The sequence below is a fragment of the Paracoccus sp. pheM1 genome (assembly GCF_018499825.1).
GTDB classification, from domain to species: domain Bacteria; phylum Pseudomonadota; class Alphaproteobacteria; order Rhodobacterales; family Rhodobacteraceae; genus Paracoccus; species Paracoccus versutus.
Genome location: NZ_JAGXCX010000002.1, coordinates 481610 through 505076, shown reverse-complemented (window position 1 = coordinate 505076; position 23467 = coordinate 481610). Strand labels below are relative to the sequence as shown.

The window sequence follows — 23467 nt, the reverse complement described above, 5'->3', positions numbered from 1 at the left end:
CCACCGCCCGCGCGACCCTTGCGAGCCGCGCGCCAAGCGCCTAGAAGGCGGGGCAGCCTTGCCAGGGGAAATGCCATGCTTGACCATCTGACCTATACCGCCCCCGAACCGAAAACCATCCAGGGTGCGAAACAGGACTGGGAACTGGTCATCGGGCTGGAGGTCCATGCCCAGGTCGCCTCGAACGCCAAGCTGTTTTCCGGCGCCTCGACCGGCTTCGGGGCCGAGCCGAACAGCCATGTCGCCTTCGTCGACGCCGCCATGCCGGGGATGCTGCCGGTCATCAACGAATTCTGCGTGGCGCAGGCGGTCAAGACCGGGCTGGGCCTGAAGGCGGCGATCAACCTGGTCTCGGCCTTCGACCGCAAGAACTATTTCTATCCCGACCTGCCGCAGGGCTACCAGATCAGCCAGCTCTATCACCCCATCGTGGGCGAGGGCGAGGTGATCGTGGACATGGCCCCCGGCGTCGCCCGCCGCGTCAGGATCGAGCGTATCCACCTGGAACAGGATGCCGGCAAGTCGATCCACGACATGGACCCGAACATGTCCTTCGTCGACCTGAACCGCACCGGCGTCGCGCTGATGGAGATCGTCAGCCGCCCCGATATCCGCGGCCCCGAGGAAGCGGCCGCCTATGTCGCGAAACTTCGCCAGATCATGCGCTACCTGGGCACCTGCGACGGCAACATGCAGAACGGCAACCTGCGCGCCGACGTGAACGTCTCGGTCTGCGCGCCCGGCGCCTATGAGCGCTACCAGGAGACCGGCGATTTCAGCCATCTCGGCACCCGCTGCGAGATCAAGAACATGAACTCGCTGCGCTTCATCCAGGCCGCCATCGACTACGAGGCCCGCCGCCAGATCGCCATCATCGAGGACGGCGGCAAGGTGGTGCAGGAAACCCGGCTCTACGACCCCGACCGGGGCGAGACCCGCTCGATGCGCTCCAAGGAAGAGGCGCATGACTACCGCTATTTCCCCGATCCCGACCTGCTGCCGCTGGAGATCGAGCAGGGCTGGGTGGACGAGATCGCCGGCGCGATGCCGGAACTGCCGGACGAGAAGAAGGCGCGTTTCGTCACCGAACTGGGCCTGTCCGAATACGATGCCGGCGTGCTGACCGCCGAGGTCGAAAGCGCCGACTATTTCGAGCAGGTCGCCGCCGGGCGCGACGGCAAGCAGGCGGCGAACTGGGTCATCAACGAGCTGTTCGGCCGGCTGAACAAGGAAGGGCTGAGCGTCGAGACCTCGCCCGTCTCGGCCGCCCAGCTGGGCGGCGTGATCGACCTGATCGGCTCGGGCGCGATCTCGGGCAAGATCGCCAAGGAACTGTTCGAGATCCTGTGGACCGAAGGCGGCGATCCGGCCCAGATCGTCGAGGCGCGCGGCATGAAGCAGGTCACCGACCTGGGCGCCATCGAGGCGGCGGTGGACGAGATCATCGCCGCCAATCCGGCGCAGGTCGAAAAGGCGCGGGCCAATCCCAAGCTGGCCGGCTGGTTCGTGGGCCAGGTGCTGAAGGCCACCGGCGGCAAGGCCAACCCGGCCGCGGTGAACGAACTGGTGGCCAAGAAGCTCGCCCTGGCCTGATCCGCCGCGGACAGCCGGCCCACGCCGCGGCGCGGCTTGGGCGGGGCAGGGCAAAGGGCCTTTCCGGCCACGCCCAGCCGCGCAAGGGCAAGCCCTTCGGCCGTTTTCCGCCACGCGGTCCGGCCTGTCGGCAAGCCTCCGCCATTCCCGCCCGGCATGAAAAGCCCGCACCTTTCCGCCATGTCTGCGGTCTGCAGCAGCCTTCACTATGGGCCAGCGGGAGATTGCCCATCCTGGGCGATATGCTCGTGCTGCGGGGGCGAGTTTGGGTATCAAGATCAGACCCCTGAGGGCGCCCTCAGCCATCGTTCAGGATGGCTGGCACGAGGTCTGGCCCGAGATAGACAAGCCGTCTGGCTGGCATCCGGGCCGGCAGCTGCTGATACCGGAGCCGTTTCGCGACTGGCCGCCTCGTCCTGCATCGCAGGCGGGTCATCCTCGGATGACCTTGGCGGACACCCCCCATGGAAAAGGCCCCGCGCCGGAACGCGGGGCCGTGGTCAGGCGGGGCCGGGGATCACTCCTCGACCGTCACCTTGACCATGTAGTCGGGCTCGACCACCGCGCCATTGGCGGCCGGGTCGCCCTTCTTGATCGCGTTCAGCACGTCCCAGCCGTCGACCAGCTGGCCGACCACGGTATATTGCCCGTCCAGGAAGGTCGCCGGCGCCAGGTCGATGAAGAACTGGCTGTTGGCGCTGTTGGGATCCTGCGCCCGCGCCATGCCCACCGTGCCGGCCTGGAAGCTGACATCGTTGAACTCGGCCGCCAGGTCCGGCATGTTCGAGCCGCCCATGCCCGCCCGCGCGGTATCGCTGCCGTGCTTGCCGAATTCGACATCGCCGGTCTGGGCCATGAAGCCGTCGATCACGCGATGGAACACCACCCCGTCATAGGCGCCCGATTTCGCCAGCGTCACCAGGCGCTCGACATGGTTCGGCGCCTTGTCGTTGTAAAGGTCCAGCACGATCCGGCCCTTGGCGGCGCCCTTGGAATCGGCCACCTCGATCACCAGGTTCGGGCCCGGCCCGTCGGTGACGCCCGGCAGGCCCTCGGCCAGGGCTGGATGGGCGGCGGCGCCGGCGGCCAGCACCAGGGCGGGAACCGGCAGCTTATTCCACATCGGCCGCAACCTTCACCGAGATCATCCGGTCGGGATTCGCCGGCGGCTCGCCGCGGGCGATCTTGTCGACATGCTCCATGCCCTCGATGACCCGGCCATAGACGGTATACTGGCCGTTCAGGAAATGGTTGTCCTTGAAATTGATGAAGAACTGGCTGTTGGCCGAGTTCGGGTTCATCGAGCGCGCCGCGCCCAGCGTGCCGCGGTCATGCGGCAGGCGCGAGAACTCGGCCGGCAGGTCGGGCAGGTCCGAGCCGCCGGTGCCGGCGCGGCCCGGATTGTAGTTGTTCTCCATGTTGGCATGTTCCACGTCGCCGGTCTGGGCCATGAAGCCCTCGATCACGCGGTGGAAGGCCACGTTGTCGTATTTCCCGGCGCGGGCCAGTTCCTTCATGCGCTCGGCATGTTTCGGCGCCACGTCGGGCAGCAGCTCGATCACCACCGGGCCGTCCTTCAGCTCGATGATGACCGTGTTCTCGGGATCCTTGATCTCGGCCATGGGGGTCTCCTTCTGATGGCTTGGGCAAAGGCATAAGCGTTTCGCCCCGCCCAGACAACGCCCGCCGGCGCCGCGCGTTTCGCCGCATGCCCGGCTTCTGCCGCCGGTTGACGAAAATGTCATGATGCGGGAAAACCCCGGCGGGGGACGGTCAGCCCAACATGAAAGGGACATGAGCATGGCGGATTTCAACACGATCGACGACCTGGAGCTTGACGGCAAGGTGGTGCTTGTCCGCGTGGACGTGAACGTCCCGGTCGAAAACGGCCAGGTCAGCGATGCCACGCGGATCGAAAAGATCGTGCCCACCGTCAAGGACATCCAGGCCAAGGGCGGCATCCCGGTGCTGCTGGCGCATTTCGACCGCCCCAAGGGCAAGCGCGTGGACAGCATGAGCCTGAAGGTGGTGGTGCCCTCGCTCGAGCGCGCCCTGGGCCAGGAGGTCAAGTTCGCGGACGAGGCCATCGGCGGGCCGGCCAAGCGCGCCGTGGCCGACCTGAAGCCGGGCGATGTCCTGCTCTTGGAAAACACCCGCTTCTATCCGGGCGAGGAAACCAACGACGCGACCTGCGCCGCCTCGCTGGCCGCCCTGGGCCAGGTCTATGTCAACGACGCCTTCTCGGCCGCGCATCGGGCGCATGCCTCGACCGAAGGGATCGCGCGGCTCCTGCCCGCCGCGGCCGGCCGGCTGATGGAGGCGGAACTCAAGGCGCTGGACGCCGCGCTCGGCAATCCGCAGCGCCCGGTCGCGGCCGTGGTCGGCGGCGCCAAGGTCTCGACCAAGCTCGACCTGCTCGGCAACCTGATCGAGAAGGTGGACCACCTGGTGATCGGCGGCGGCATGGCCAACACCTTCCTGGTCGCCCAGGGCATCGAGGTCGGCAAGTCGCTGGCCGAGCGCGACATGGCCGATACCGCGCGCGAGATCATGGCCAAGGCGGAAAAGACCGGCTGCACCATCCACCTGCCGGTGGACGTGGTGGTGGCGCGCGAATTCAAGGCCGGTGCCGACAGCGAGACGGTGGCGGCGGACGCCTGCCCGGCGGACGCGATGATCCTGGACGCCGGCCCCGCCACGGTGGCGAAGATCCGCGAGGTCTTCGAGGCCAGCCGCACGCTGATCTGGAACGGCCCGCTCGGCGCCTTCGAGATCCCGCCCTTCGATGCCGCGACCAATGCCGCGGCGCAAGAGGCGGCGCGGCTGACCCGCGAGGGCAAGCTGATCTCGGTCGCCGGCGGCGGCGATACGGTGGCGGCGCTGAACAAGGCCGGGGTCTCGGGCGATTTCACCTTCATCTCGACCGCGGGCGGCGCCTTCCTGGAATGGATGGAGGGCAAGGAACTGCCCGGCGTGGCGGCCCTGCAAAAGCGCTGAGCCCTGCGTGACGGGATGCGAAAGGGCCCTTTGCGGGGCCTTTCGCAGCCCGGAAATCTTGGGCCTTAAATCCTGGGCCTTGCCGGATAGGCGCATTCGCGTCGGCGGCAGGGGGCACGGATGCGTCCCCTGCCGGCTGCGGTCAGTTCCCCTCGGCCGGCGCGGCTTCGCCGGCCGGCACGACCGGCGCGGTCGCGGCGGGCGGCGCATTGCGCGAGACGTCGCGCGAGTCGGTGTCGAGGAACAGGATGTAGAGAAAGGCCCCGATCGAGACCACGAAGGCCAGTCCCAGCACCAGGAAGAAGGGCCGGTTCTGGCGGATCTGTTCGGGAATGCCGTCGGGATCTTCGTTCGCCATTGGAAATTCCCCCCAATTGCCCCTCCGTTCCAGCGCAAGAGCAACGCCCGGCGCCGGCAGGGGGTTCCGTTAGCGCAATCGCGATTGCCCTTGCCGGCTGGTCTGTTAATCAGCCCGCATTCAGACATGGAGTTCCCGATGCAGATGACCGATACCGTCCGCAAGATCCTCGCCAATTACGAGGGCGAAGCGCCGGGTGTGAAGGCACAGCTGGCCCGCATGCTGATGACCGGCAAGCTGGCCGGCACCGGCAAGATGATCATCCTGCCCGTGGACCAGGGGTTCGAACATGGCCCCGCGCGCAGCTTTGCGCCGAACCCGGCCGGCTATGACCCGCATTACCATTACCAGCTGGCGATCGACGCCGGGCTCAACGCCTATGCCGCGCCCCTGGGCATGATCGAGGCGGGCGCCGACACCTTCGCCGGCCAGATCCCCACGATCCTGAAAGTGAACTCGGCCAATTCGCTGATGTCGGACACGGCCGGCAAGAACCAGGCGATCACCGCCTCGGTCGACGATGCGCTGCGGCTGGGTTGCTCGGCCATCGGCTTCACCATCTATCCGGGCTCGGACATGGCGCTCGACATGATCGAGGAGATCGTCGAGATGCGCAAGGAAGCCGCCGCCAAGGGCGTGGCGACCGTGGTCTGGTCCTATCCGCGCGGCGAGGCGATCAGCAAGGACGGCGAGACGGCGATCGACATTGCCGCCTATGCCGCGCAGATCGCGGCGCTGATCGGCGCCCATGTCATCAAGATCAAGCTTTCGACCGACCACCTGGAACTGGGCGAGGCGAAAAAGGTCTACGAGGCCAAGGGCATCGACATCTCGACCCAGGCCAAGCGCGTGGCGCATTGCATGCAGTCGGCCTTCAACGGCCGCCGCATCGTGGTGTTCTCGGGCGGGGCGGCCAAGGGCGCGGATGCGGTCTTCGACGATGCCCGCGCCATCCGCGACGGTGGCGGCAACGGCTCGATCATCGGCCGCAACAGCTTCCAGCGCTCGCGCGAGGATGCGCTGGAGATGCTGGGCAAGCTGGTGGACATCTACCTGGGCAAGGCCTGATTGCCGTGGGGCTCTGCCCCACACCCCGGAGTATTTTCAGAACGAAGAAGGGGCGTCCGGTTCGGGGCGCCCTTTTCCTTTGGCCTCGGAAGCCCTAGGTTCTGCGCCACAAGCAGAAGGATGGGTGCATGTCGTTTTTCTCGAAGCTGCGCGACCGGCTGACGCGGTCCTCGTCGAAGATCGGCGCGGGGCTGGACGAGATCGTCTCGGACGGCGCCGGCGAGGAAAAGCCGGCATCGGCACCCGAACGGCCCGCCGGGCTGGCGCCGGCGCCCGCCCCGGCGGCGCAGCCCATGCCGGCCCCGGTCGCGGAGCCCCAACCCACCGCCGATCCTGCCGCATCGCCCGACGCGCGTCCGGGGATGCTGGGCCGCATCTTCGGCCGCACGCCCGCCATGGCCGAGCCGCGTCGCGAACTGGACGACGAGATGCTGGAGCAGCTCGAGGAGATGCTGATCCAGGCCGACATGGGGGTCGAGACGGCGCTGCGCGTCACCGCCAATATCGCCGAGGGCCGCATGGGGCGCCGCATTTCCGCCACCGAGCTGAAGGAGCTTCTGGCCGGCGAGATCGCCCGCATCATGACGCCGGTGGCCAAGCCGCTGCCGCTTTATCCCAAGCGGCCGCAGGTGGTGCTGGTGGTGGGCGTGAACGGCTCGGGCAAGACCACGACCATCGGCAAGCTCGCCAGCCAGTTCAAGGCGGCGGGCAAGAAGGTGGTGATCGCCGCGGGCGACACCTTCCGCGCCGCCGCCGTCGAGCAATTGCAGGTCTGGGGCCAGCGTGCCGGCGTGCCGGTGATGACCGCGCCCGAGGGCACCGACCCAGCAAGCCTTGCCTTCGACGCCATGACCAGGGCCGAGGCCGAGGGCGCCGACCTTCTGATGATCGACACCGCCGGCCGCTTGCAGAACCGCCAGGACCTGATGGAGGAACTGGCCAAGATCGTGCGCGTCATCCGCAAGAAGGATCCCAGTGCACCGCACAACACCCTGCTGGTGCTGGACGCCACCACCGGCCAGAACGCGCTGAGCCAGGTCGAGACCTTCCAGAAGCTGGCCGATGTCTCGGGCCTGGTCATGACCAAGCTGGACGGCACCGCGCGCGGCGGCGTGCTGGTGGCCCTGGCCGACCGTTTCGGCCTGCCGATCCATGCCATCGGCGTGGGCGAGCAGATCGACGATCTCGACGCTTTCGACGCCCGCGAATTCGCCCGCGCGCTGGTCGGGCTCGGGGACTGACCCCGGCTTCTTCGTTCTTCAAATACCCATGCGACCGCACAACCGGCGCGGGCGTCACGGCTTGACGAGATGCGCGTCCGTCCTGGTGTCCTCGACCGGCGCCACATTGCCCGCCGGGTCGGCCATGGGCTCGACCACGTCCTGCGGCGGCGTAAAGGGCGCGGTCAGCTCGGCGGTTCCCGCCTGCTTGTCATAGATGCAGACATAGCGGTCCACCCCGCCATCGGCGAGCGTGGTGATCAAGAGCGCCGCGCCATAGCTCTCCGAGCCGAAGGGGTTGACCTCGATCGCCGTCTCGCCCGCCTCGGGCGCCAGCGCCGTGCAGGCGCTCTCGACATCCTTGCGGAACTGCTCCCAGGCCTCTTCGGACGAGGCCAGCGCGGGGCTTGCGGACAGGATCAGCATCAGGGCGGCCAGGCGCATCATCTTTCTCCCTTGGCGGTGCGGGACATCAACGCTTCCGCCCGGCCGCGGGTTTCTAAAGCCCGAGCCGCGCCGCGAAATCGCGCACCTCGGCCTCGTCCCCCGCCGCGCGCGAGCGCAGAAGCGTCGCCTGCGAGCGCAGGATCGGTTCCTCGCCGATGATCTTCAGGTGATTGGCCCGCAGCGTCTCCCCGGACGAGGTGATGTCGGCGATGGCCTCGGCGGTCAGGTTGGCCACCGTGCCCTCGGTCGCGCCCTGGCTGTCCACCAGCTGGTAATCCGCGACCTCCTCGGCCGAGAGCCAGGCGCGCACCAGCCGGTGATACTTGGTGGCGATGCGCAGGCGAAAGCCGTGCTCGGCGCGGAAATCGCGGGCGATGGTGGCGAAATCGTCCAGCGTTTCGCAATCAGACCAGCAGGCCGGCACGGCGAGGATCAGGTCGGCATGGCCGAAGCCCATCGGCGCCAGTTCCTCGACATGGCTGCGCCAGCCCGCCAGCTTCTCGCGGATCAGGTCGGTGCCTGTCACGCCCAGGTGGATGCGGCCGGCCATGAGTTCGCGCGGGATCTCGCCCGCCGACAGCAGCACCAGCGCCACGTTGTCCGCCCCATCGACCCGGCCGGCATATTCGCGGTCCGAGCCGGCGCGCGACAGGGTTACGCCGCGGGCGGCGAACCAGTCGAAACATTGCTCCATCAGCCGCCCCTTGGACGGCACGCCCAGCCGGATCATCCGATGCCTCCCAGTTCATGGACCAGACCCGGCCGGATGATGCCGCCGACCGCGGGGATCGAGCGGCCCTGCGCCTGTCCCAGCACCGCCGCCAGCGCGTCGTAGCGCCCGCCCGAGGCGACCGGCGGCCAGTCCGCGCGCCCCGCCGCGGCAAAGCTGAAGGTCATGCCGTCGTAATATTCCATCGTGTGCCGGCCGTGGCTGGCGTCGAAATGGATGGCGCCCACGTCGATGCCGCGTGCCGACAGCGCCGCCAGGTTGCGCTCCAGCCGGTCCACGGCCTCGGCGATGTCGGGGATCTCGGCGGCGAGGGCGCGGAGCTGCCGCAGCGCCTCGGGCGCCGGGGCCTCGATGGCGAAAAGCCGCTCCAGCCGCTCGACCCATTGTGGCGGCAGCGGGGCCTCGGCGGCGTCGCTGCGCAGCCGGTCGATGCGGGCCTGCATCTCGGCCGGCGAACGCAGCCCGGTCCAGGGCGCGGCGCTTTCGGAAAACTCCCGCGGCTCGGCCGGGGCGGCAAAGCGCGCGAGCGCCTTGGCAAAGCGGTGCGGCCGCCAGATGTGATGCAGAAGCGCGGCGCGGCGGGCGCCGGACAGCGGCAGGGCGCGCACCGCATCCATCAGCAGGTCCATGTCGCCCATGCTGGCCTGCAGCCGCAAGGGCGCGAGGATGTGGTGGAAGAGGGCGAAGACCTCGGCATCGGCCTCGGGGTCGCGGGCGAAAAGCTCGAAGCCGGCCTGCAGGTATTCGTTGTCGCGCGGATGCTCGGGCCGGGTCTCGCCATGGTCCTGCTTGCGAAACACCTCGCCCAGGTAGCAATAGCGGGCGGGCTCGGCGCCGTTCGCCATGTGCATCTGCACCACCGGCACGGTAAAGTCGGGGCGCAGCATCATCTCGCCCCGGATCGGGTCTTGCGTCACATAGGCGCGGGCGCGGATGTCCTCGCCGTAAAGGTCCAGCAGCGTCTCGGCCGGCAGCAGCAGGTCGGGCGCCACTTCCTCGGCGCCCGCGGCGCGAAAGGCGGCCAGGATCTGCTGGCCGATGGCCTGTTTCTCGCGCTTGCTCATCCCAGGATACGCCGGACTTCCGCGACCAGGTCGGCGCGGGCGACCTCGGTCTGGGCGGGCTGGGCCTTCCATTCCTCGTGGCTGGCCTCGGCGGCGATCCTGGCGCCGAGGACCAGGTCCTTGACCTGCACCACGCCGCGCGCCGCCTCGTCCCCGCCCTGGATGACGGCGACGGGGGCATTGCGCTTGTCGGCATATTTCAACTGGTTGCCGAAGTTCTTGGGGTTGCCCAGATAGACCTCGGCCCGGATGCCGGCCTGGCGCAGCTCGGCGGCCATGGCCTGGTAATCGGCCATGCGCTCGCGGTCCATGACGGTGACGACGACCGGGCCCTGCGCGGTCCCGCCCATCAGCCCCTTGGCGCGCAGGGCGGCGAGCAGGCGGTCCACGCCGATGGAAACCCCGGTTGCCGGCACCTTCTGGCCGGTGAAGCGTTCCACCAGCCCGTCGTAGCGCCCGCCGCCGGCGACCGAGCCGAACTGGCGCTTGCGGCCCTTGTCGTCCAGGATCTCGAAGGTCAGCTCGGCTTCGAAGACCGGGCCGGTGTAATAGCCCAGGCCCCGCACGATCGAGGGGTCGATGACGGCGCGATCCTCGCCCACGCCCATGGCGGAAAGCATCTCGGCGATCTGGGCCAGTTCCTCGACCCCCTCGGCGCCGGTGGCCGAGGCGCCGACGGCGGCGCGCAGGTTCGAAAGCGTCTCGGCGTTGTCCGCGCCCTTGGAGGTCAGGAAGGCGAGGACCGGCCCGGCCTGTTCGGGGGCCAGCCCCACGCCTTCGATGAAGGCGCCGGAATCGTCCTTGCGGCCGGTGGTCAGCAGTTGGCGCACGCCGTCCTCGCCGACCTTGTCGAACTTGTCGATGGTGCGCAGCACGTCGTCGGCGGGCTTGCCCTGCGCGACGCCCATGGCCTCCAGGATGCCGTTCAGCACCTTGCGGTTGTTGATGCGGATCAGGTAGTCGCCGCGAGCGATGCCGGCATGTTCCAGCGCCGCCGCCAGCATGGCGCAGATCTCGGCATCCGCCGCGACCGAGGCCGAGCCCACGGTATCTGCGTCGCATTGGTAGAACTGGCGGAAGCGGCCGGGACCGGGCTTTTCGTTGCGCCAGACCGGGCCCATGGCATAGCGGCGATAGGGCGAGGGCAGGTCGTTGCGGAACTGCGCGGCGACGCGGGCCAAGGGCGCCGTCAGGTCATAGCGCAGCGCCAGCCAGTCGCCGGAGCCGCCGCCGGGGACGTCCGATTCCTGCCAGGCGAAGACGCCGGCATTGGGCCGGTCCACGTCGGGCAGGAACTTTCCCAGCGCCTCGACGGTTTCCACGGCACTGGTTTCCAGGGGCTCGAAGCCGTGGCGATGATAGATCTCGGCGATGCGGTCGAGCATCTGCTTGCGTTCGGTCACGTCCGCGCCGAAATAGTCGCGGAACCCCTTGGGCGTCTCGGCCTTGGGACGGGGCTGTTTCTTCTGATCTTTCGCCATGGTTTGCCTCGGGCTTTTCCATGCGGCGGTCTAGCGGATGGAGGATGGATGGACAAGCAGACGCAGGAACGGATCGAACGGCTGGAGGAGGCCGTGGCCTATCTGGCGCGCAGCGTCGAGGATCTGTCGGGCATCGTCGCCCGGCAGGAAGGCGAGATCGGGCGGCTGGCGCGCCATGTCGGCATGCTGATGGAGCGCGAGGCGGAACGCGAGGCCGAGGCGGGGACCGTGCCCTTGGCCGACCAGCGGCCGCCGCATTGGTGAGGGGGTAAGGGGCTCTGCCCCTCGCCCCCGTTCCGGGGGCTCACCCCGGAGTATTTGGAGAACAGAGAAATCAGCGGCTGGCCGGGCCCAGGCGCGGGCCCGCGGGGGCCGGGGCTTGCGGTGCGGTCAGCGGCGGTTCCGCCATGCGCGGGCGCAGGTTCGGCGCGGCCGGGGCCGCGGGTTTCGGCGCCGCCCGCATCGGCTGGCTGAACGGGCCGCGGGCGGGGGGCTCGGGTTCCGGCTGGGACTCGGCTGGGGCCGGCTGCGGCTGCGGTTGCTGATGCGCTGCGGCGGTGGGCCGCTCTTCGGCCTGGGCGAGCGGGCGGCGGAAGACCAGCAGGTTGTGATAGACCGTGGTGCGGCTGGTCAGGCCCGAGCGTTCCTCGGCCGGCAGGGTTTCGGCGCGGACATAGTCCCAGCCGTCGCGGGCCATCTCGTTCAGGACATCGGCGAGGGTGGCGGCGAAACGCTCGATGCCGCTGCGCGCGCCCCTGGTCTTTTCGCCGCGCGCGGGGGCGGGGATGACGGTGTATTCATAGCTGCTCATGCATGGGCCTTTCCTTTGCGCCGCAGGTTAGGCGAGATGCGCAGGCAAGGGAAGCGCCGGGCCGCGCGTTGCACGCGGCCGTGAGGGGCGGGCCGGGGAGGGGCCCGGCCAGCCTGCGCCTATCCCAGCTGCACCATGCGGTGCTTTTTCTTGCCGACCGAGACCTTCAGCCCGTCGCCGATCAGCGCCGCGTCGACCGCCAGCTGCGGGTCGCTGACGGCTTCGTTGTTGAGCCGCAGCCCCCCTTCGGCGATCAGGCGCTTGGCCTCCTTGCCCGAGGCGGTGATGCCGGTCTGCGCCAGCAGCTGCACCACGGTAAGGCCCGAGGCCAGCGCGTCGGCGCTGACCGTCACCACCTCGAGATCGCCGCCGGCGCCGCCCTGCTCGAAGACTTCGCGTGCGGTCGCCTCGGCCGAGGCTGCCGCTTCGGCGCCGTGCAGCAGCGTCGTCACCTCATTGGCCAGGATGATCTTGGCCGCGTTGATCTCGGAGCCCGAAAGCGCGCCGAGGCGGTCGCATTCCTTGACCGGCAGCTCGGTGTAGAGTTTCAGGAACCGGCCGACATCGGCGTCGGTGGTGTTGCGCCAGAACTGCCAGAATTCGTAGGGCGACAGCATCGCCCCGTTGAGCCAGACCGCGCCGCCGGCCGACTTGCCCATCTTGCGCCCGTCCGAGGTGGTCAGCAAGGGCGAGGTCAGGCCCCAGATCTCGGCATCCAGCACCCGGCGGGTCAGGTCGATGCCGTTGACGATATTGCCCCATTGGTCCGAGCCGCCCATCTGCAGCCGGCAGCCGTAGCGCCGGTAAAGCTCGAGGAAGTCATAGGCCTGCAGGATCATGTAGTTGAATTCGAGGAAGCTCAGCGATTGCTCGCGGTCGAGCCGCGACTTGACCGATTCGAAGCTGAGCATGCGGTTGACGCTGAAATGCCGGCCGATGTCGCGCAGGAAGTCGAGGTAGTTCAGGCTGTCCAGCCATTCGGCATTGTTGAGCATCATCGCATGGCCGTCGCCATAGTCGAGGTAGCGGGCGAAGACCTGCTGCATGCCGTCGATGTTGGACTGGATCGCATCCGGGGTCAGCAGCGGGCGTTCCTCGCTGCGGAAGCTGGGATCGCCGACCTTGGTGGTGCCGCCGCCCATCAGCGTGATCGGGCGGTTGCCGGTCTTCTGGAACCAGCGCAGCATCATGATGTTCAGAAGGTGCCCGACATGCAGGCTGGCCGCCGTCGCGTCATAGCCGATATATGCCGTCACCGGGCCTTCGATCAGGGCCTCGTCCAGCGCCTGCATGTCGGTGCAGTCCGCCAGGTAGCCACGCTCGATCATCACGTTCAGGAAATCGGATTTGGCACGGTAGGTCATGGGCTTTTCCTTTCGACTGGCGCGGATATACCGGGGGAAGGGCCGAAGGGAAAGCAGGATGATCCAAGCGCTGGGGATGATGTCGGGCACCTCGCTGGACGGGGTGGACGCGGCGATGATCGAGACCGACGGGACGCGGATCGCCGGTTTCGGCCGCAGCGCCTATCGCGCCTATTCCGGCAACGAATCCGGCCTGCTGCACGCGGCGCTGGGGCAATGGCCGGGCGGGCCGGACGTGGCGGATGCCGCCGCGCTGTCGGTCGCCGCCCATGCCGCGCTGGCCGAAGGGTTCCCCGATGCGGAACTGGTCGGCTATCACGGCCAGACGCTGGCGCATGATCCGGGGGGGCGCGGCACGCATCAGGCCGGCGATGGCGCCGCGCTGGCGCGCAAGCTGGGCCGGCCGGTGGTCTGGGATTTCCGCAGCGAGGACGTGCGGCAAGGCGGCGAGGGGGCGCCGCTTGCGCCCTTCTTCCACTGGGCCTGCGCGGAATGGGCGATGGGGCGGGGGCTTTTGCCGCGCGCGCCGGTGGCCTTCCTGAACCTGGGCGGCGTGGGCAACCTGACCTGGGTCGATCCCGCCGCCGGGGCGCCCGAGGCGCCGGGGGCCTGCATCGCCTTCGACACCGGCCCGGCCAATGCGCCCGTGAACGACCTGATGCGCGCCCGGCGCGGGCTGGCGCGGGACGAGGGCGGGCGGCTCGCCTTGCAGGGCAGGCCGGACGAGGGCGTCGTCGCCCGCTTCCTGGAACATCCGCATTTCGCCCGGCCGGTGCCGAAATCGCTGGACCGCGACGCTTTCCCCACGCTTGCGGCCGAGGTGGCGGGGCTTTCGGACGCCGATGCGGCGGCGACGCTGACCCATGCCGCGGCCGCGGCGGTGGCGGCGGGGGTGGCGGCCCTGGAGCGGGCGCCGGGGCTGGTCCTGGTCTGCGGCGGCGGGCGGCACAATGCCGCGATGATGGCGGCGCTGGCGGCGCGGCTGCCGGCCCGCGTCGCGCCGGTCGAGGAGGTCGGGCTCGATGGCGACATGCTCGAGGCGCAGGCCTTCGGTTGGCTGGCGGTGCGGGTGTTGCGCGGGCTGCCGACCTCGGGGCCGGGAACCACCGGGGCGCCGGGGCCGGTCTGCGGCGGGCGCATCAGCCATCCGCCGCGGCGCTGAGGCGGCCTGCGGCCGGGGCGCGATCACAGGCGGATTTCCGCCTTGTGATTGTTTCGGCGCCATTTCGCGGGAACGATGCGGCGGATGGTGACGTTGGACGGGCATATGACGGCACCCGCCGTCCGTGACAACGACAACCGGAAAGGACATCGTCCATGAAACCTCTTGTCATCGCCGCCACCACCCTGGCCCTTGCCGGTTCTGCCTTTGCGCAGACCGAGACCACGCCGCCGGCCGAGATGCCCGCCGAGCAGGTCGAAGACGCCGCGACCGCGACCGAGCAGGCGGCCGACCAGGCCGAGCAGGCCGCCGATCAGGCGGAACAGGCTGCCGACCAGGCGGCCGAGGAAACCGGCGACGCCGCGGCCGAGGCCGCCCAGGACGCCGCCGAGGCCGCCGATGCGGCCAGCGATGCCGCCAATGATGCGACCGGCGCCGCCGCCGGCATGGGCGCCGCCCCCGGCGCGCCTGCGGGCGACGCCGTGCCCGAAGCGGCCGAGGATGCCGCGACCGATGCCGCCGGCGCCGCCGAGGAAGCCGCCGATGCCGCGGGCGACGCGGCCGATGCCGCCGCGGATGCCTCGGCCGAGGCGCCGGTGACGCCGCCCGACGTCAACCCGCCGGCGATCTCGGAGGCCGAGCCGGGCGTGCTGTCGAGCTGGCTGACCAGCCGCCGCATCTGGACCACCAACCAGCCCTCGACCACCGAATGGACCGAGCCCGCGCTCGAGGAGCGACCGGCCGAATGGCAGGACATCGCCAAGGTGAACGACATCGTGCTGGATGATTCGGCCCAGGTCGTCGGCTATGTCGCCGATATCGGCGGCTTCCTGGGCATCGGCGCCAAGAAGGTGCTGCTGGGCGTGGATGCGATCCACCTGGTGACCATCGGCAACGACACCTTCTTCGCCACCAACTACACCAAGGCCGAGTTGGAGGCCCTGCCGGATTTCGACGAGAAGACCGTGCGGAAATAAGGCTTGCGGCCGTTTTCGGACCAAAGCGGGGCGCCTTTCGGGGCGCCCTTGCATTTTTTGCACAAGATCGGCCTTGACGGCATCCGCCGCCATGCGTAAACCCCCTCGCACCCCGGACGGCGATCCGGGGGAAGTGGTCTGCGCGGTTGTAGCTCAGTTGGTTAGAGTACCGGCCTGTCACGCCGGGGGTCGCGGGTTCGAGCCCCGTCAACCGCGCCACCACCACCATATATCGCCGAAAAGATGCGCGGTTGTAGCTCAGTTGGTTAGAGTACCGGCCTGTCACGCCGGGGGTCGCGGGTTCGAGCCCCGTCAACCGCGCCATCTTTCCCCTTCATCCTCCATGGCTTCGCGGCCGCGCTTCCGGCGCGGTTTTTCGGGTATTTGGGGAACGAAGAAGCCGGCCGGCGGTCGCGCCCGGCAGCGGCGCAAGGGGCTTTTCAAGCCGCCTCAATTCCCTATGCTGGCCCCCAATCACGACGGAGGACGCCATGGCACGCGGAATAGATTACGGCGGAATGATGCACCGGGCCATGCAGCGGCTGATCGCGGATGTGCTGCAAACGGTAGCCACCGAGGGGCTGCCGGGCGAGCATCATTTCTTCATCACCTTCGACACCCGCGATTCGCAGGTGCAGATGGCCGACTGGCTGCGCGAGCGCTATCCCGACGAGATGACCATCGTCATCCAGCATTGGTTCGAGGATCTCTCGGTCACGCCCGAGGGTTTTCACATCACGCTGAATTTCGGCAATTCGCCCGAGCCGCTCTATATCCCCTTCGACGCGCTGCGCACCTTCGTGGACCCTTCGGTCGAGTTCGGCCTGCGTTTCGAGAACCACGAAGAGGAAGAGGACGAGCCCGAAGAGGAAGAACCGCCCGTGGCCGAGGCGCCGGGCGAGGAGGGCGCGAAGGGCGGCGCCGAGGTGGTCAGCCTGGACAAATGGCGCAAGTGAGGCGCTGTTAGCGCATGGCATACCACGGCATGCCGATTGCCAATCCGCGCCATCGGGCCTAGAACCCTCGCAACACCGTGAGGGAGCATGCCATGACCAAGACCACCCGCACCGAGACCGACAGCTTCGGCCCGCTGGAGGTGCCCGCCGACAAGTATTGGGGCGCCCAGACCCAGCGCTCGATCCAGAACTTCCCGATCGGCTGGGAACGCCAGCCGGTGCCGATCATCCGCGCGCTGGGTGCGATCAAGCAGGCCGCGGCCGAGGTGAACATGGCCAGCGGCAAGCTGGACCCGGCCATCGGCAAGGCCATGGTGCAGGCGGCCGCGGAAGTGGTGGCGGGCAAGTTCGACGACAACTTCCCGCTGGTGGTCTGGCAGACCGGCTCGGGCACGCAGTCGAACATGAACGCCAACGAGGTGATCTCGAACCGCGCCATCGAGATCCTGGGCGGCGAGATGGGCTCGAAGAAGCCGGTCCATCCGAACGACCACGTGAACATGGGCCAGTCGTCGAACGACACCTTCCCGACCGCCATGCATGTCGCCATCGCCATGCAGGCGCGCGACGTGCTGCTGCCGGGGCTGGAAAAGCTGCACAAGGCGCTGGTCGCGAAGTCCGGGGAATTCAAGGACATCATCAAGATCGGCCGCACCCATACCCAGGATGCGACGCCCCTGACCCTGGGCCAGGAATTCGGCGGCTATGCGCATCAGGTCCAGAAGGGCATCGAGCGGGTGAAGCTGGCCCTGGGCGACATCTACGAGCTGGCGCAGGGCGGCACTGCCGTCGGCACCGGGCTGAACACGAAAAAGGGCTGGGACACGGCCATCGCCGCCAAGATCGCCGAGATCACCGGCCTGCCCTTTGTCACCGCGCCGAACAAGTTCGAGGCGCTGGCCGCGCATGACGCGATGGTGTTCTTCTCGGGCGCGCTGAAGACCGTGGCCGCCTCTCTGTTCAAGATCGCCAACGACATGCGGCTGCTGGGCTCGGGTCCGCGCTCGGGCCTGGGCGAGCTGATCCTGCCCGAGAACGAGCCGGGCTCGTCGATCATGCCCGGCAAGGTCAACCCGACCCAGGCCGAGGCGCTGACCATGGTCTGCGCCCATGTCATGGGCAATGACGCCGCCATCGGCTTCGCCGGCTCGCAGGGCCATTTCGAGCTGAACGTCTACAACCCGATGATGAGCTACAACGTGCTGCAATCCATGCAGCTTCTGGGCGATGCGGCGGGTTCGTTCACCGACAACATGGTCGTGGGCACCGAGGCGAACATCCCCCGCATCGAGAAGCTGATGAAGGAATCGCTGATGCTGGTGACGGCCCTGGCGCCGACCATCGGCTATGACAATGCGACCAAGGTGGCCAAGACCGCGCACAAGAACGGCACCACGTTGCGCGAGGAGGCCATCGCGCTCGGCTTCGTCGACGGCGAGACCTTCGACCGCATCGTGCGGCCCGAGCAGATGATCGGCCCGGAAGACTGATCTTGGCCGGGTCCGGTTCAGGCAAGGTCGTGAACCTGCGGGCGGCGCGCAAATCCGCCGCCCGCGATTCCGCCCGCAGGCAGGGCGACGAGAATGCGGCGAAGTTCGGCCGCAGCAAGGTCCAGAAGCTGGCCGAGCAGGACGCCGCCGCGCGCGCCGCCCGGCACCTGGACCAGCATCGCAAGGGGCCGGAGCAAGGCGATGAGTGACCTGCCGCCGCTGCCGCCGATGTCCGCGCCGGTGAAGCGCTCGATCACCATCGGCGGGCATCGCACCTCGGTCAGCCTGGAGGATGCCTTCTGGCGCGAGCTGCGCGGCATGGCCCGCGCCGGCGGCCGCACCACCGCCGCGCTGATCGCCCAGATCGACGCCGCCCGCCCGCCCGAGGTGGGGCTGGCCACCGCCCTGCGGCTTTACGTGCTGGCCGAGATCGTCAAGAATCGGGCGTAATGCTTGCGGCCTGCGCCCTGGCTGACTAAAAGCCGCAGCACATATCCAAATTTCCGGGAAATACCATGGCAGGCCATTCCAAATGGGCCAATATCCAGCATCGCAAGGGCAAGCAGGACAAGCTGCGCTCGAAGCTGTTTTCGAAACTGGCCAAAGAAATCACCGTCGCCGCCAAGATGGGCGACCCTGACCCCGACAAGAACCCTCGGCTGCGCCTTGCGGTGAAGGAAGCCAAGTCGAACTCGATGCCGAAGGACGTGATCGACCGCGCCATCAAGAAGTCGCAGGGCGGCGATGCCGAGAGCTATGACGAGATCCGCTACGAGGGCTATGGCCCCAACGGCATCGCCATCATCGTCGAGGCGATGACCGACAACCGCAACCGCACCGCGTCGAACGTGCGCAGCTATTTCACCAAATATGGCGGCGACCTGGGCCAGACCGGCTCGGTCAGCTTCATGTTCGACCGCAAGGGCGAGATCCTGTATCCGGCCGGCGCGGGCGATGCCGACACGGTGATGCTGGCCGCGATCGAGGCCGGGGCCGAGGATGTCGAAAGCGACGAGGACGGGCACTGGATCTATACCTCGGACACCGACCTGGCCGAGGTCTCGAATGCGCTGGAGGCTTCCCTGGGCGAATCCGAGCATGCCAAGCTGATCTGGAAGCCGCAGGCGCCGACCGAGATCGACCTGGAGACGGCGCAGAAGCTGATGAAGCTGATCGACGCGCTGGAAGAGGACGACGACGTGCAGAACGTCACCGGGAATTTCGACATTCCCGAGGATGTGGCGGCGCAGCTTTGAATTTCCGCCTCCGGCGGGGGTATTTGGGGAACAGAGAAATCAGGGTCGCAGTTCTGCTGCGGCCCTTTTCCTTATGGCGGCGGTCAGCGGGGCGAGGGCGGGCGCCATGGCGCGCTGCACATGCCAGTAGAGCGCCACGTCCAGGGCCAGGTCGGGGAGCAGCGGTTGCAGCCGGCCGTCGCGCAGCGCCGGGGCGGCCATGGCTTCGGGGACCATGCCCCAGCCGAGACCGAGTTCGATGGCGCGGGCAAAGGGTTCCGAGGCCGGGATCAGGTGGCCCGCCAGGTGCAGCGGCCGGCCTATGGCCCTGTGCGCCCAGCGCGATTGCAGCGCGTCCTTGGCGTTGAAGATGACGGCGGGGGCGGCGCGCAGCGCGGCCTCGGTCACGCCGTCGGGGAAGTGCCGGGCGCGGAAATCGGGGGTGGCCAGCGCCAGGTAGCGCATGGCGCCCAAGGGCAGCGCGTCGCAGCCCGGCACCGGGTCGGGGTCGGAGCTGATCGCCGCCGAGACCTGGCCCTGGCGCAGCCAGTCGCCGGCATGGTCCTGGTCGTCCAGCACCAGGTCGTAGAGCGCCGGCAGCGCCGCCATCACCGGCAGGAACCAGGTCGCCAGGCTGTCGGCATTGACCGCGAGCCGCAGCACCGCCGGTCCGGGCGGGCGCAGGCTGGCGGCGAGCGTGGTTTCCAGCAGCCGCACCTGGTCGAGATGCTGCATCAGCCGCAGCCCGGTTTCGGTGCCGCGGGCCGGCGGGCCGCGATGGACCAGCACCTGGCCCAGCCGCTCTTCCAGCCCCTTGATGCGCTGCGACACTGCCGAGGGGGTGACGCCGAGCGCTGCCGCCGCCGCCTCGAAGCTGCCGCGGCGGATGATCTCGGCCAGCACAGCCAGGGCGGCATAGTCGAGCATTAAGGTAACCTTAACCAGCGTAACGATTTTGAATTTGCCTGAAGTGACGGGCCAGGGCAAGACGGCGGGCGAAGGAGAGCCGCATGCATGCCTATTTCGCCGGCCTTGGCACCGCCCTGTCGCTGATCGTCGCCATCGGGGCGCAGAATGCCTTCGTGCTGAAGCAGGGGCTGATGCGCCGGCACGTGCTGGCCACCTGCGCCTTTTGCGCGGTCTCGGATGCGGTGCTGATCACCGCCGGGGTTCTGGGCGCGGGCGCCATTGCCGCGCAGGCGCCCTGGTTCCTGGCGGCGATGCGCTGGGGCGGGGCGGCCTTCCTGCTGGCCTATGGCGCGCGCGCCTTTCGCGCCGCCTGGCGCGGCGGCGAGGCGCTGCGGGCCGGGCAGGGCCCTGCCGCGGGGCTGGGCGCCACGCTTCTGGTGCTGGCGGGGCTGACCTGGCTCAACCCGCATGTCTGGCTGGATACGGTGGTGCTGATCGGCTCGGTCTCGGCGGGGTGGGAGAACAAGCCGGGCTTCGTCGCCGGCGCGGTCTCGGGCTCGGTGCTGTTCTTCTTTGCGCTGGGTTACGGCGCGCGCTGGCTGTCGCCGCTGTTCGCGCGGCCGGCGGCCTGGCGGGTGCTGGACGGGCTGGTCGGGCTGGTGATGTGGTCGATCGCCCTGGGCCTGCTGCTGGGCGGCTGAGCCTTGCGCCGGCCGTGCCGGCAGGGCATGGCTGTGGGGATGAGCAGGACAACCCATTCCCTTGCGCGCAACGACCTGCCGGGCATCCTGTGGATGCTGGCGGCGGGTCTGTGCTTCGTCGCGGTCAACGGCACGGTGCGCTGGCTGGGGCAGGCGCTGCCGGCGGCCGAGGGCGCCTTCATCCGCTTCGCCTTCGGGCTGCTGTTCCTGGTCCCGGCGCTGGCGCCGGCGCTGCGGCAGGGCTTTGCCCCGCGCATCTGGGCGCTTTTCGCGCTGCGCGGCGGGCTGCATGTGCTGGCGGTGATCCTGTGGTTCTATGCCATGGCCCGCATCACCGTGGCCGAGGTCACCGCCATCGGCTTTCTCAATCCGGTCGTGGTCACGCTGGGCGCGGCGCTGCTGATGGGCGAGCGGATCTCGTGGCGGCGCGGGCTGGCCATCGCCGTGGCGCTGGCGGGGGCGATGATCGTGCTGCGGCCCGGCATCCGCGCGCTGGAGCCCGGCCACCTGGCGCAGCTGGGCGCCGCGGTGATCTTTGGCGGCTCCTACCTGGTGGCGAAGCGGCTGTCGGAACTGGTGCCGGCCTCGGTCGTGGTGGCGATGATGTCGCTGACGGTCTGCATCGGCCTGGCGCCGGTCGCGGCGCTGGTCTGGGTGCCGCCGACGCTGGTGCAATGCGCGGTGCTGGCCTGCACCGCCTTTTTCGCCACCGCCGGGCATTACGCGATGACGCGGGCCTTTGCCGCCGCGCCCCTGACGGTGACGCAGCCCGTCACCCTGCTGCAGCTGATCTGGGCCAGCCTTCTGGGCGCGCTGGCCTTTGCCGAGCCGGTCGACCTGTGGGTGCTGGTCGGCGGCGCGATCATGATCGGCGCCATCAGCTACATCACCTGGCGCGAGGCGCGGCTGCGGCGCCCCACGATCACCCCGCCGGCCGAGGCGACGCGGGAAAGCTAGGCCGGGTGTTCCAGCGCGCCGCCGGCCTGGCCGCGCTGCACCACCAGGCGCGACATGATGCCCTGCCGCGTCACCCGGCCGCCGCCCTGCAAGGGCAGCATCTCGGCGCCGGTCTCGGTCATGGCCTGGATGACCTCGCGCACCGGGGTCTGGCGGTCGATGGGGGTGCCGGTGGCCTCGCCCGGCTCGGCCATGTCCTCGGCCCTCAGTACCGCCAAGGGGTTCATGTGGGCGACGAAATCCTCGACATAGGCGTTCGCCGGATGGGCGATGATCTCGCGCGCGGTGCCGACCTGGACGATGCGGCCGCCCTCCATCAGCGCGATGCGGTTGCCGATGCGGAACGCCTCGTCGAGGTCGTGGCTGACGAAGACGATGGTGCGGCGGAATCGCTTCTGCAATTCCAGCAATTCGTCCTGCAGCCGGTTGCGGATCAGCGGGTCCAGCGCCGAGAAGGGCTCGTCCATCAACAGGATCGGCGCCTCGGTGGCGAAGGCGCGCGCCAGGCCCACGCGCTGCTGCATGCCGCCCGACAGGTCGCCCACCTTGCGCTCGGCCCAGTCGGCCAGGCCGACGGTGGCCAGCTGCGCATCGACGCGGCGGCGGCGTTCGGCGGCGGGGATGCCGGCCAGCTCCAGCCCCAGTCCGACGTTCTCGCGCACCGAGCGCCAGGGCAGCAGGCCGAATTGCTGGAAGACCATGGCGATGCATTCGCGGCGCAGCCGGCGCAGCTCGGCGCCCGAGGCCTTGGTCACCGAGGCCATGCGGTCGCCGTCCCAGACCCGCACCTCGCCGCGGCAGACCGGGTTGAGCCCGTTCACCGCCCGCAAGAGCGTGGACTTGCCCGAGCCGGAAAGGCCCATCAGCACCAGGATCTCGCCCTCGCGCACGGTCAGCGAGCAGTTGTGGACGCCCAGCACCTGCCCGGTCTCGGCCTTGATCGGGCCGCGGTCCAGGCCCTGGTCCATCAGCGGCAGCGCGGCCTGGGGCGCGTCGCCGAAGACGATGTTCACATTGTCGAACTCGACCGCGTTATGCGCGGCTTGCCTGGCCTCAGTCATGGCGCCCCCTTACCCGCAGCATCCGGTCCAGCATGATCGCGACCACCACGATGATGAAGCCGCTTTCGAAACCCAGCGCCGTGTTCACGCTGTTCAGCGCCCGGACCACCGGCACGCCCAGCCCCGAGGCGCCGACCAGCGCCGCGATGACGACCATGGACAGCGACAGCATGATGGTCTGGTTCAGCCCGGCCATGATTTGCGGCGTGGCGCTTGGCAGTTCGACCTTCCATAGCAGCTGGCGCGGGGTGGCGCCGAAGGCGGTGGCGGCCTCGACCAGCGCCCTGGGCGTCGAGGAGATGCCCAGATGCGTCAGCCGGATCGGCGCCGGCAGCACGAAGATCACCGTGGCGATCAGGCCGGGCACCATGCCGATGCCGAAGAAGACGATGGCCGGGATCAGGTAGACGAAGGTCGGCAGCGTCTGCATCAGGTCCAGCACCGGCCGCATCCAGGCGTAAAGCCGCGGCCGGTGCGCGGCGGCGATGCCCATGGGCACGCCGATCGCCATGCAGACGACGCAGGCGGCAAGCACCAGGGTCAGCGACTGCATCGTCTCTTTCCAATAGCCCTGGTTGAGGATGAACAGGAAGCCCAGGGCGACCAGCAGGCAGGTCTTCCAGCTGCGCTGCAAGGCCCAGGTCAGGGCCACGGCCAGCAGGGTGAAGACCAGCGGATGCGGGAATTCCAGCATCCTCAGGATGCCGCCGATCAGCCCCTCCATCAGCCGCGAGACGGCATTGAAGACCACGGCGGCATGGGCGTTGAGCCAGTCGAAGATCGCCTTGGCGGTCCGGCCCACCGGGATCTTGGTCTCGGTCAGGAATGCGGTCAGTTGGTCCATGCGTCCCTTTCTTTCTGCCGTGCGGGATCGTCGGGGCTCCGG

At 68.9% G+C, this 23467-nt stretch carries 26 protein-coding genes and 2 tRNA genes; 16 read left to right on the top strand and 12 right to left on the bottom strand.

Going from position 1 to position 23467, the window contains the following annotated elements; genetic code table 11:
- Positions 1 to 75 precede the first annotated feature (75 nt).
- Positions 76 to 1593 (top strand): Asp-tRNA(Asn)/Glu-tRNA(Gln) amidotransferase subunit GatB, encoded by a 1518-nt coding sequence (gatB, locus tag KF941_RS16545; protein ID WP_036749405.1) that lies wholly within the window; start codon positions 76 to 78, stop codon positions 1591 to 1593.
- Positions 1594 to 2110: 517 nt separating this feature from the next.
- On the opposite strand, the gene KF941_RS16540 is transcribed toward gatB, so the two are convergent.
- Both KF941_RS16540 and KF941_RS16535 read right to left on the bottom strand, forming a co-directional pair.
- Entirely contained in the window at positions 2111 to 2716 is a 606-nt protein-coding gene (locus tag KF941_RS16540) for a peptidylprolyl isomerase (RefSeq protein ID WP_214273959.1), read from the bottom strand.
- A complete protein-coding gene (locus KF941_RS16535) occupies positions 2706 to 3215 on the bottom strand; it encodes a peptidylprolyl isomerase (protein ID WP_011748208.1) in 510 nt (169 codons plus the stop codon). The genes KF941_RS16540 and KF941_RS16535 overlap by 11 nt, the downstream gene beginning before the upstream one ends.
- A 178-nt stretch (positions 3216 to 3393) precedes the next feature.
- On the opposite strand from KF941_RS16535, the gene KF941_RS16530 reads away from it, so the two are divergent.
- On the top strand, positions 3394 to 4590 hold the full coding sequence (locus tag KF941_RS16530) for a phosphoglycerate kinase (protein WP_114534933.1): 1197 nt from the start codon (positions 3394 to 3396) through the stop codon (positions 4588 to 4590).
- A 142-nt stretch (positions 4591 to 4732) separates the two neighbouring features.
- Here KF941_RS16530 and KF941_RS16525 read toward each other — a convergent pair whose 3' ends face one another.
- Entirely contained in the window at positions 4733 to 4948 is a 216-nt protein-coding gene (locus tag KF941_RS16525; RefSeq protein ID WP_072460793.1) for a hypothetical protein, read from the bottom strand.
- 138 nt (positions 4949 to 5086) lie between these two features.
- Here KF941_RS16525 and KF941_RS16520 point away from each other — a divergent pair, with 138 nt between their 5' ends.
- Together KF941_RS16520 and ftsY are read left to right on the top strand one after the other, a co-directional pair.
- Positions 5087 to 6016, top strand: coding sequence for a class I fructose-bisphosphate aldolase (locus tag KF941_RS16520; protein WP_072460903.1), 930 nt, complete (start codon positions 5087 to 5089; stop codon positions 6014 to 6016).
- Positions 6017 to 6144: 128 nt separating this feature from the next.
- Positions 6145 to 7257, top strand: coding sequence for a signal recognition particle-docking protein FtsY (gene ftsY, locus KF941_RS16515; RefSeq protein ID WP_214273958.1), 1113 nt, complete (start codon positions 6145 to 6147; stop codon positions 7255 to 7257).
- A 54-nt stretch (positions 7258 to 7311) separates the two neighbouring features.
- On the opposite strand, the gene KF941_RS16510 is transcribed toward ftsY, so the two are convergent.
- The 4 genes from KF941_RS16510 to hisS are packed head-to-tail and all read right to left on the bottom strand — an operon-like array spanning position 7312 to position 10958.
- Positions 7312 to 7683: a hypothetical protein gene (locus KF941_RS16510; protein ID WP_240540459.1), complete on the bottom strand. Its 372-nt coding sequence runs from the start codon at positions 7681 to 7683 to the stop codon at positions 7312 to 7314.
- A gap of 52 nt (positions 7684 to 7735) precedes the next feature.
- A complete protein-coding gene (gene hisG / locus KF941_RS16505) occupies positions 7736 to 8413 on the bottom strand; it encodes an ATP phosphoribosyltransferase (protein WP_036749418.1) in 678 nt (225 codons plus the stop codon).
- Entirely contained in the window at positions 8410 to 9477 is a 1068-nt protein-coding gene (locus KF941_RS16500; RefSeq protein WP_214273957.1) for an ATP phosphoribosyltransferase regulatory subunit, read from the bottom strand. Before KF941_RS16500 ends, hisG begins: the two co-directional genes overlap by 4 nt.
- Complete coding sequence (gene hisS, locus KF941_RS16495) at positions 9474 to 10958, bottom strand: histidine--tRNA ligase (RefSeq protein ID WP_036749426.1); 1485 nt, start codon at positions 10956 to 10958, stop codon at positions 9474 to 9476. Before hisS ends, KF941_RS16500 begins: the two co-directional genes overlap by 4 nt.
- 48 nt (positions 10959 to 11006) lie before the next feature.
- On the opposite strand from hisS, the gene KF941_RS16490 reads away from it, so the two are divergent.
- The gene (locus KF941_RS16490; protein WP_072460790.1) at positions 11007 to 11222 is read left to right on the top strand and encodes a SlyX family protein; all 216 of its coding nucleotides are present in this window, start codon (positions 11007 to 11009) and stop codon (positions 11220 to 11222) included.
- 70 nt (positions 11223 to 11292) lie between these two features.
- Here KF941_RS16490 and KF941_RS16485 read toward each other — a convergent pair whose 3' ends face one another.
- Positions 11293 to 11769: a DUF4177 domain-containing protein gene (locus KF941_RS16485; protein ID WP_214273956.1), complete on the bottom strand. Its 477-nt coding sequence runs from the start codon at positions 11767 to 11769 to the stop codon at positions 11293 to 11295.
- 119 nt (positions 11770 to 11888) lie between these two features.
- A complete protein-coding gene (gene tyrS, locus KF941_RS16480) occupies positions 11889 to 13133 on the bottom strand; it encodes a tyrosine--tRNA ligase (RefSeq protein ID WP_072460788.1) in 1245 nt (414 codons plus the stop codon).
- A gap of 58 nt (positions 13134 to 13191) precedes the next feature.
- On the opposite strand from tyrS, the gene KF941_RS16475 reads away from it, so the two are divergent.
- The 9 genes from KF941_RS16475 to KF941_RS16435 all read left to right on the top strand — a co-directional run bounded on the left by KF941_RS16475 (position 13192) and on the right by KF941_RS16435 (position 18974).
- The gene (locus tag KF941_RS16475; RefSeq protein ID WP_214273955.1) at positions 13192 to 14295 is read left to right on the top strand and encodes an anhydro-N-acetylmuramic acid kinase; all 1104 of its coding nucleotides are present in this window, start codon (positions 13192 to 13194) and stop codon (positions 14293 to 14295) included.
- Between the two features lie 155 nt (positions 14296 to 14450).
- Positions 14451 to 15272 (top strand): PRC-barrel domain-containing protein, encoded by an 822-nt coding sequence (locus KF941_RS16470; RefSeq protein WP_072460786.1) that lies wholly within the window; start codon positions 14451 to 14453, stop codon positions 15270 to 15272.
- A 142-nt stretch (positions 15273 to 15414) separates the two neighbouring features.
- Positions 15415 to 15491, top strand: a tRNA-Asp gene (locus tag KF941_RS16465).
- A 28-nt stretch (positions 15492 to 15519) separates the two neighbouring features.
- Positions 15520 to 15596 (top strand) — tRNA-Asp (locus KF941_RS16460).
- 167 nt (positions 15597 to 15763) lie between these two features.
- Complete coding sequence (locus KF941_RS16455; RefSeq protein WP_084196773.1) at positions 15764 to 16228, top strand: ClpXP protease specificity-enhancing factor SspB; 465 nt, start codon at positions 15764 to 15766, stop codon at positions 16226 to 16228.
- 92 nt (positions 16229 to 16320) lie between these two features.
- Positions 16321 to 17718 carry a class II fumarate hydratase gene (fumC, locus tag KF941_RS16450; RefSeq protein WP_214273954.1) on the top strand — a complete coding sequence of 466 codons (1398 nt, stop codon included), beginning with the start codon at positions 16321 to 16323 and terminating at the stop codon, positions 17716 to 17718.
- A gap of 2 nt (positions 17719 to 17720) precedes the next feature.
- Complete coding sequence (locus tag KF941_RS16445; protein WP_072460783.1) at positions 17721 to 17927, top strand: DUF4169 family protein; 207 nt, start codon at positions 17721 to 17723, stop codon at positions 17925 to 17927.
- The gene (locus KF941_RS16440) at positions 17920 to 18168 is read left to right on the top strand and encodes a ribbon-helix-helix domain-containing protein (protein WP_052095667.1); all 249 of its coding nucleotides are present in this window, start codon (positions 17920 to 17922) and stop codon (positions 18166 to 18168) included. Before KF941_RS16445 ends, KF941_RS16440 begins: the two co-directional genes overlap by 8 nt.
- 65 nt (positions 18169 to 18233) lie before the next feature.
- The gene (locus KF941_RS16435; RefSeq protein ID WP_036749451.1) at positions 18234 to 18974 is read left to right on the top strand and encodes a YebC/PmpR family DNA-binding transcriptional regulator; all 741 of its coding nucleotides are present in this window, start codon (positions 18234 to 18236) and stop codon (positions 18972 to 18974) included.
- Between the two features lie 39 nt (positions 18975 to 19013).
- Here KF941_RS16435 and KF941_RS16430 read toward each other — a convergent pair whose 3' ends face one another.
- Positions 19014 to 19880 carry a LysR family transcriptional regulator ArgP gene (locus KF941_RS16430; RefSeq protein WP_072460782.1) on the bottom strand — a complete coding sequence of 289 codons (867 nt, stop codon included), beginning with the start codon at positions 19878 to 19880 and terminating at the stop codon, positions 19014 to 19016.
- Positions 19881 to 19963: 83 nt separating this feature from the next.
- On the opposite strand from KF941_RS16430, the gene KF941_RS16425 reads away from it, so the two are divergent.
- Together KF941_RS16425 and KF941_RS16420 are read left to right on the top strand one after the other, a co-directional pair.
- On the top strand, positions 19964 to 20563 hold the full coding sequence (locus KF941_RS16425) for a LysE/ArgO family amino acid transporter (RefSeq protein WP_114536122.1): 600 nt from the start codon (positions 19964 to 19966) through the stop codon (positions 20561 to 20563).
- A 39-nt stretch (positions 20564 to 20602) separates the two neighbouring features.
- Positions 20603 to 21520: a DMT family transporter gene (locus KF941_RS16420; protein WP_240540458.1), complete on the top strand. Its 918-nt coding sequence runs from the start codon at positions 20603 to 20605 to the stop codon at positions 21518 to 21520.
- On the opposite strand, the gene choV is transcribed toward KF941_RS16420, so the two are convergent.
- Together choV and choW are read right to left on the bottom strand one after the other, a co-directional pair.
- Positions 21517 to 22581 carry a choline ABC transporter ATP-binding protein gene (gene choV / locus KF941_RS16415; RefSeq protein ID WP_214273953.1) on the bottom strand — a complete coding sequence of 355 codons (1065 nt, stop codon included), beginning with the start codon at positions 22579 to 22581 and terminating at the stop codon, positions 21517 to 21519. The two genes, KF941_RS16420 and choV, sit on opposite strands and share 4 nt — an antisense overlap.
- A complete protein-coding gene (gene choW / locus KF941_RS16410; RefSeq protein WP_116221096.1) occupies positions 22574 to 23425 on the bottom strand; it encodes a choline ABC transporter permease subunit in 852 nt (283 codons plus the stop codon). The genes choV and choW overlap by 8 nt, the downstream gene beginning before the upstream one ends.
- Positions 23426 to 23467 lie beyond the last annotated feature (42 nt).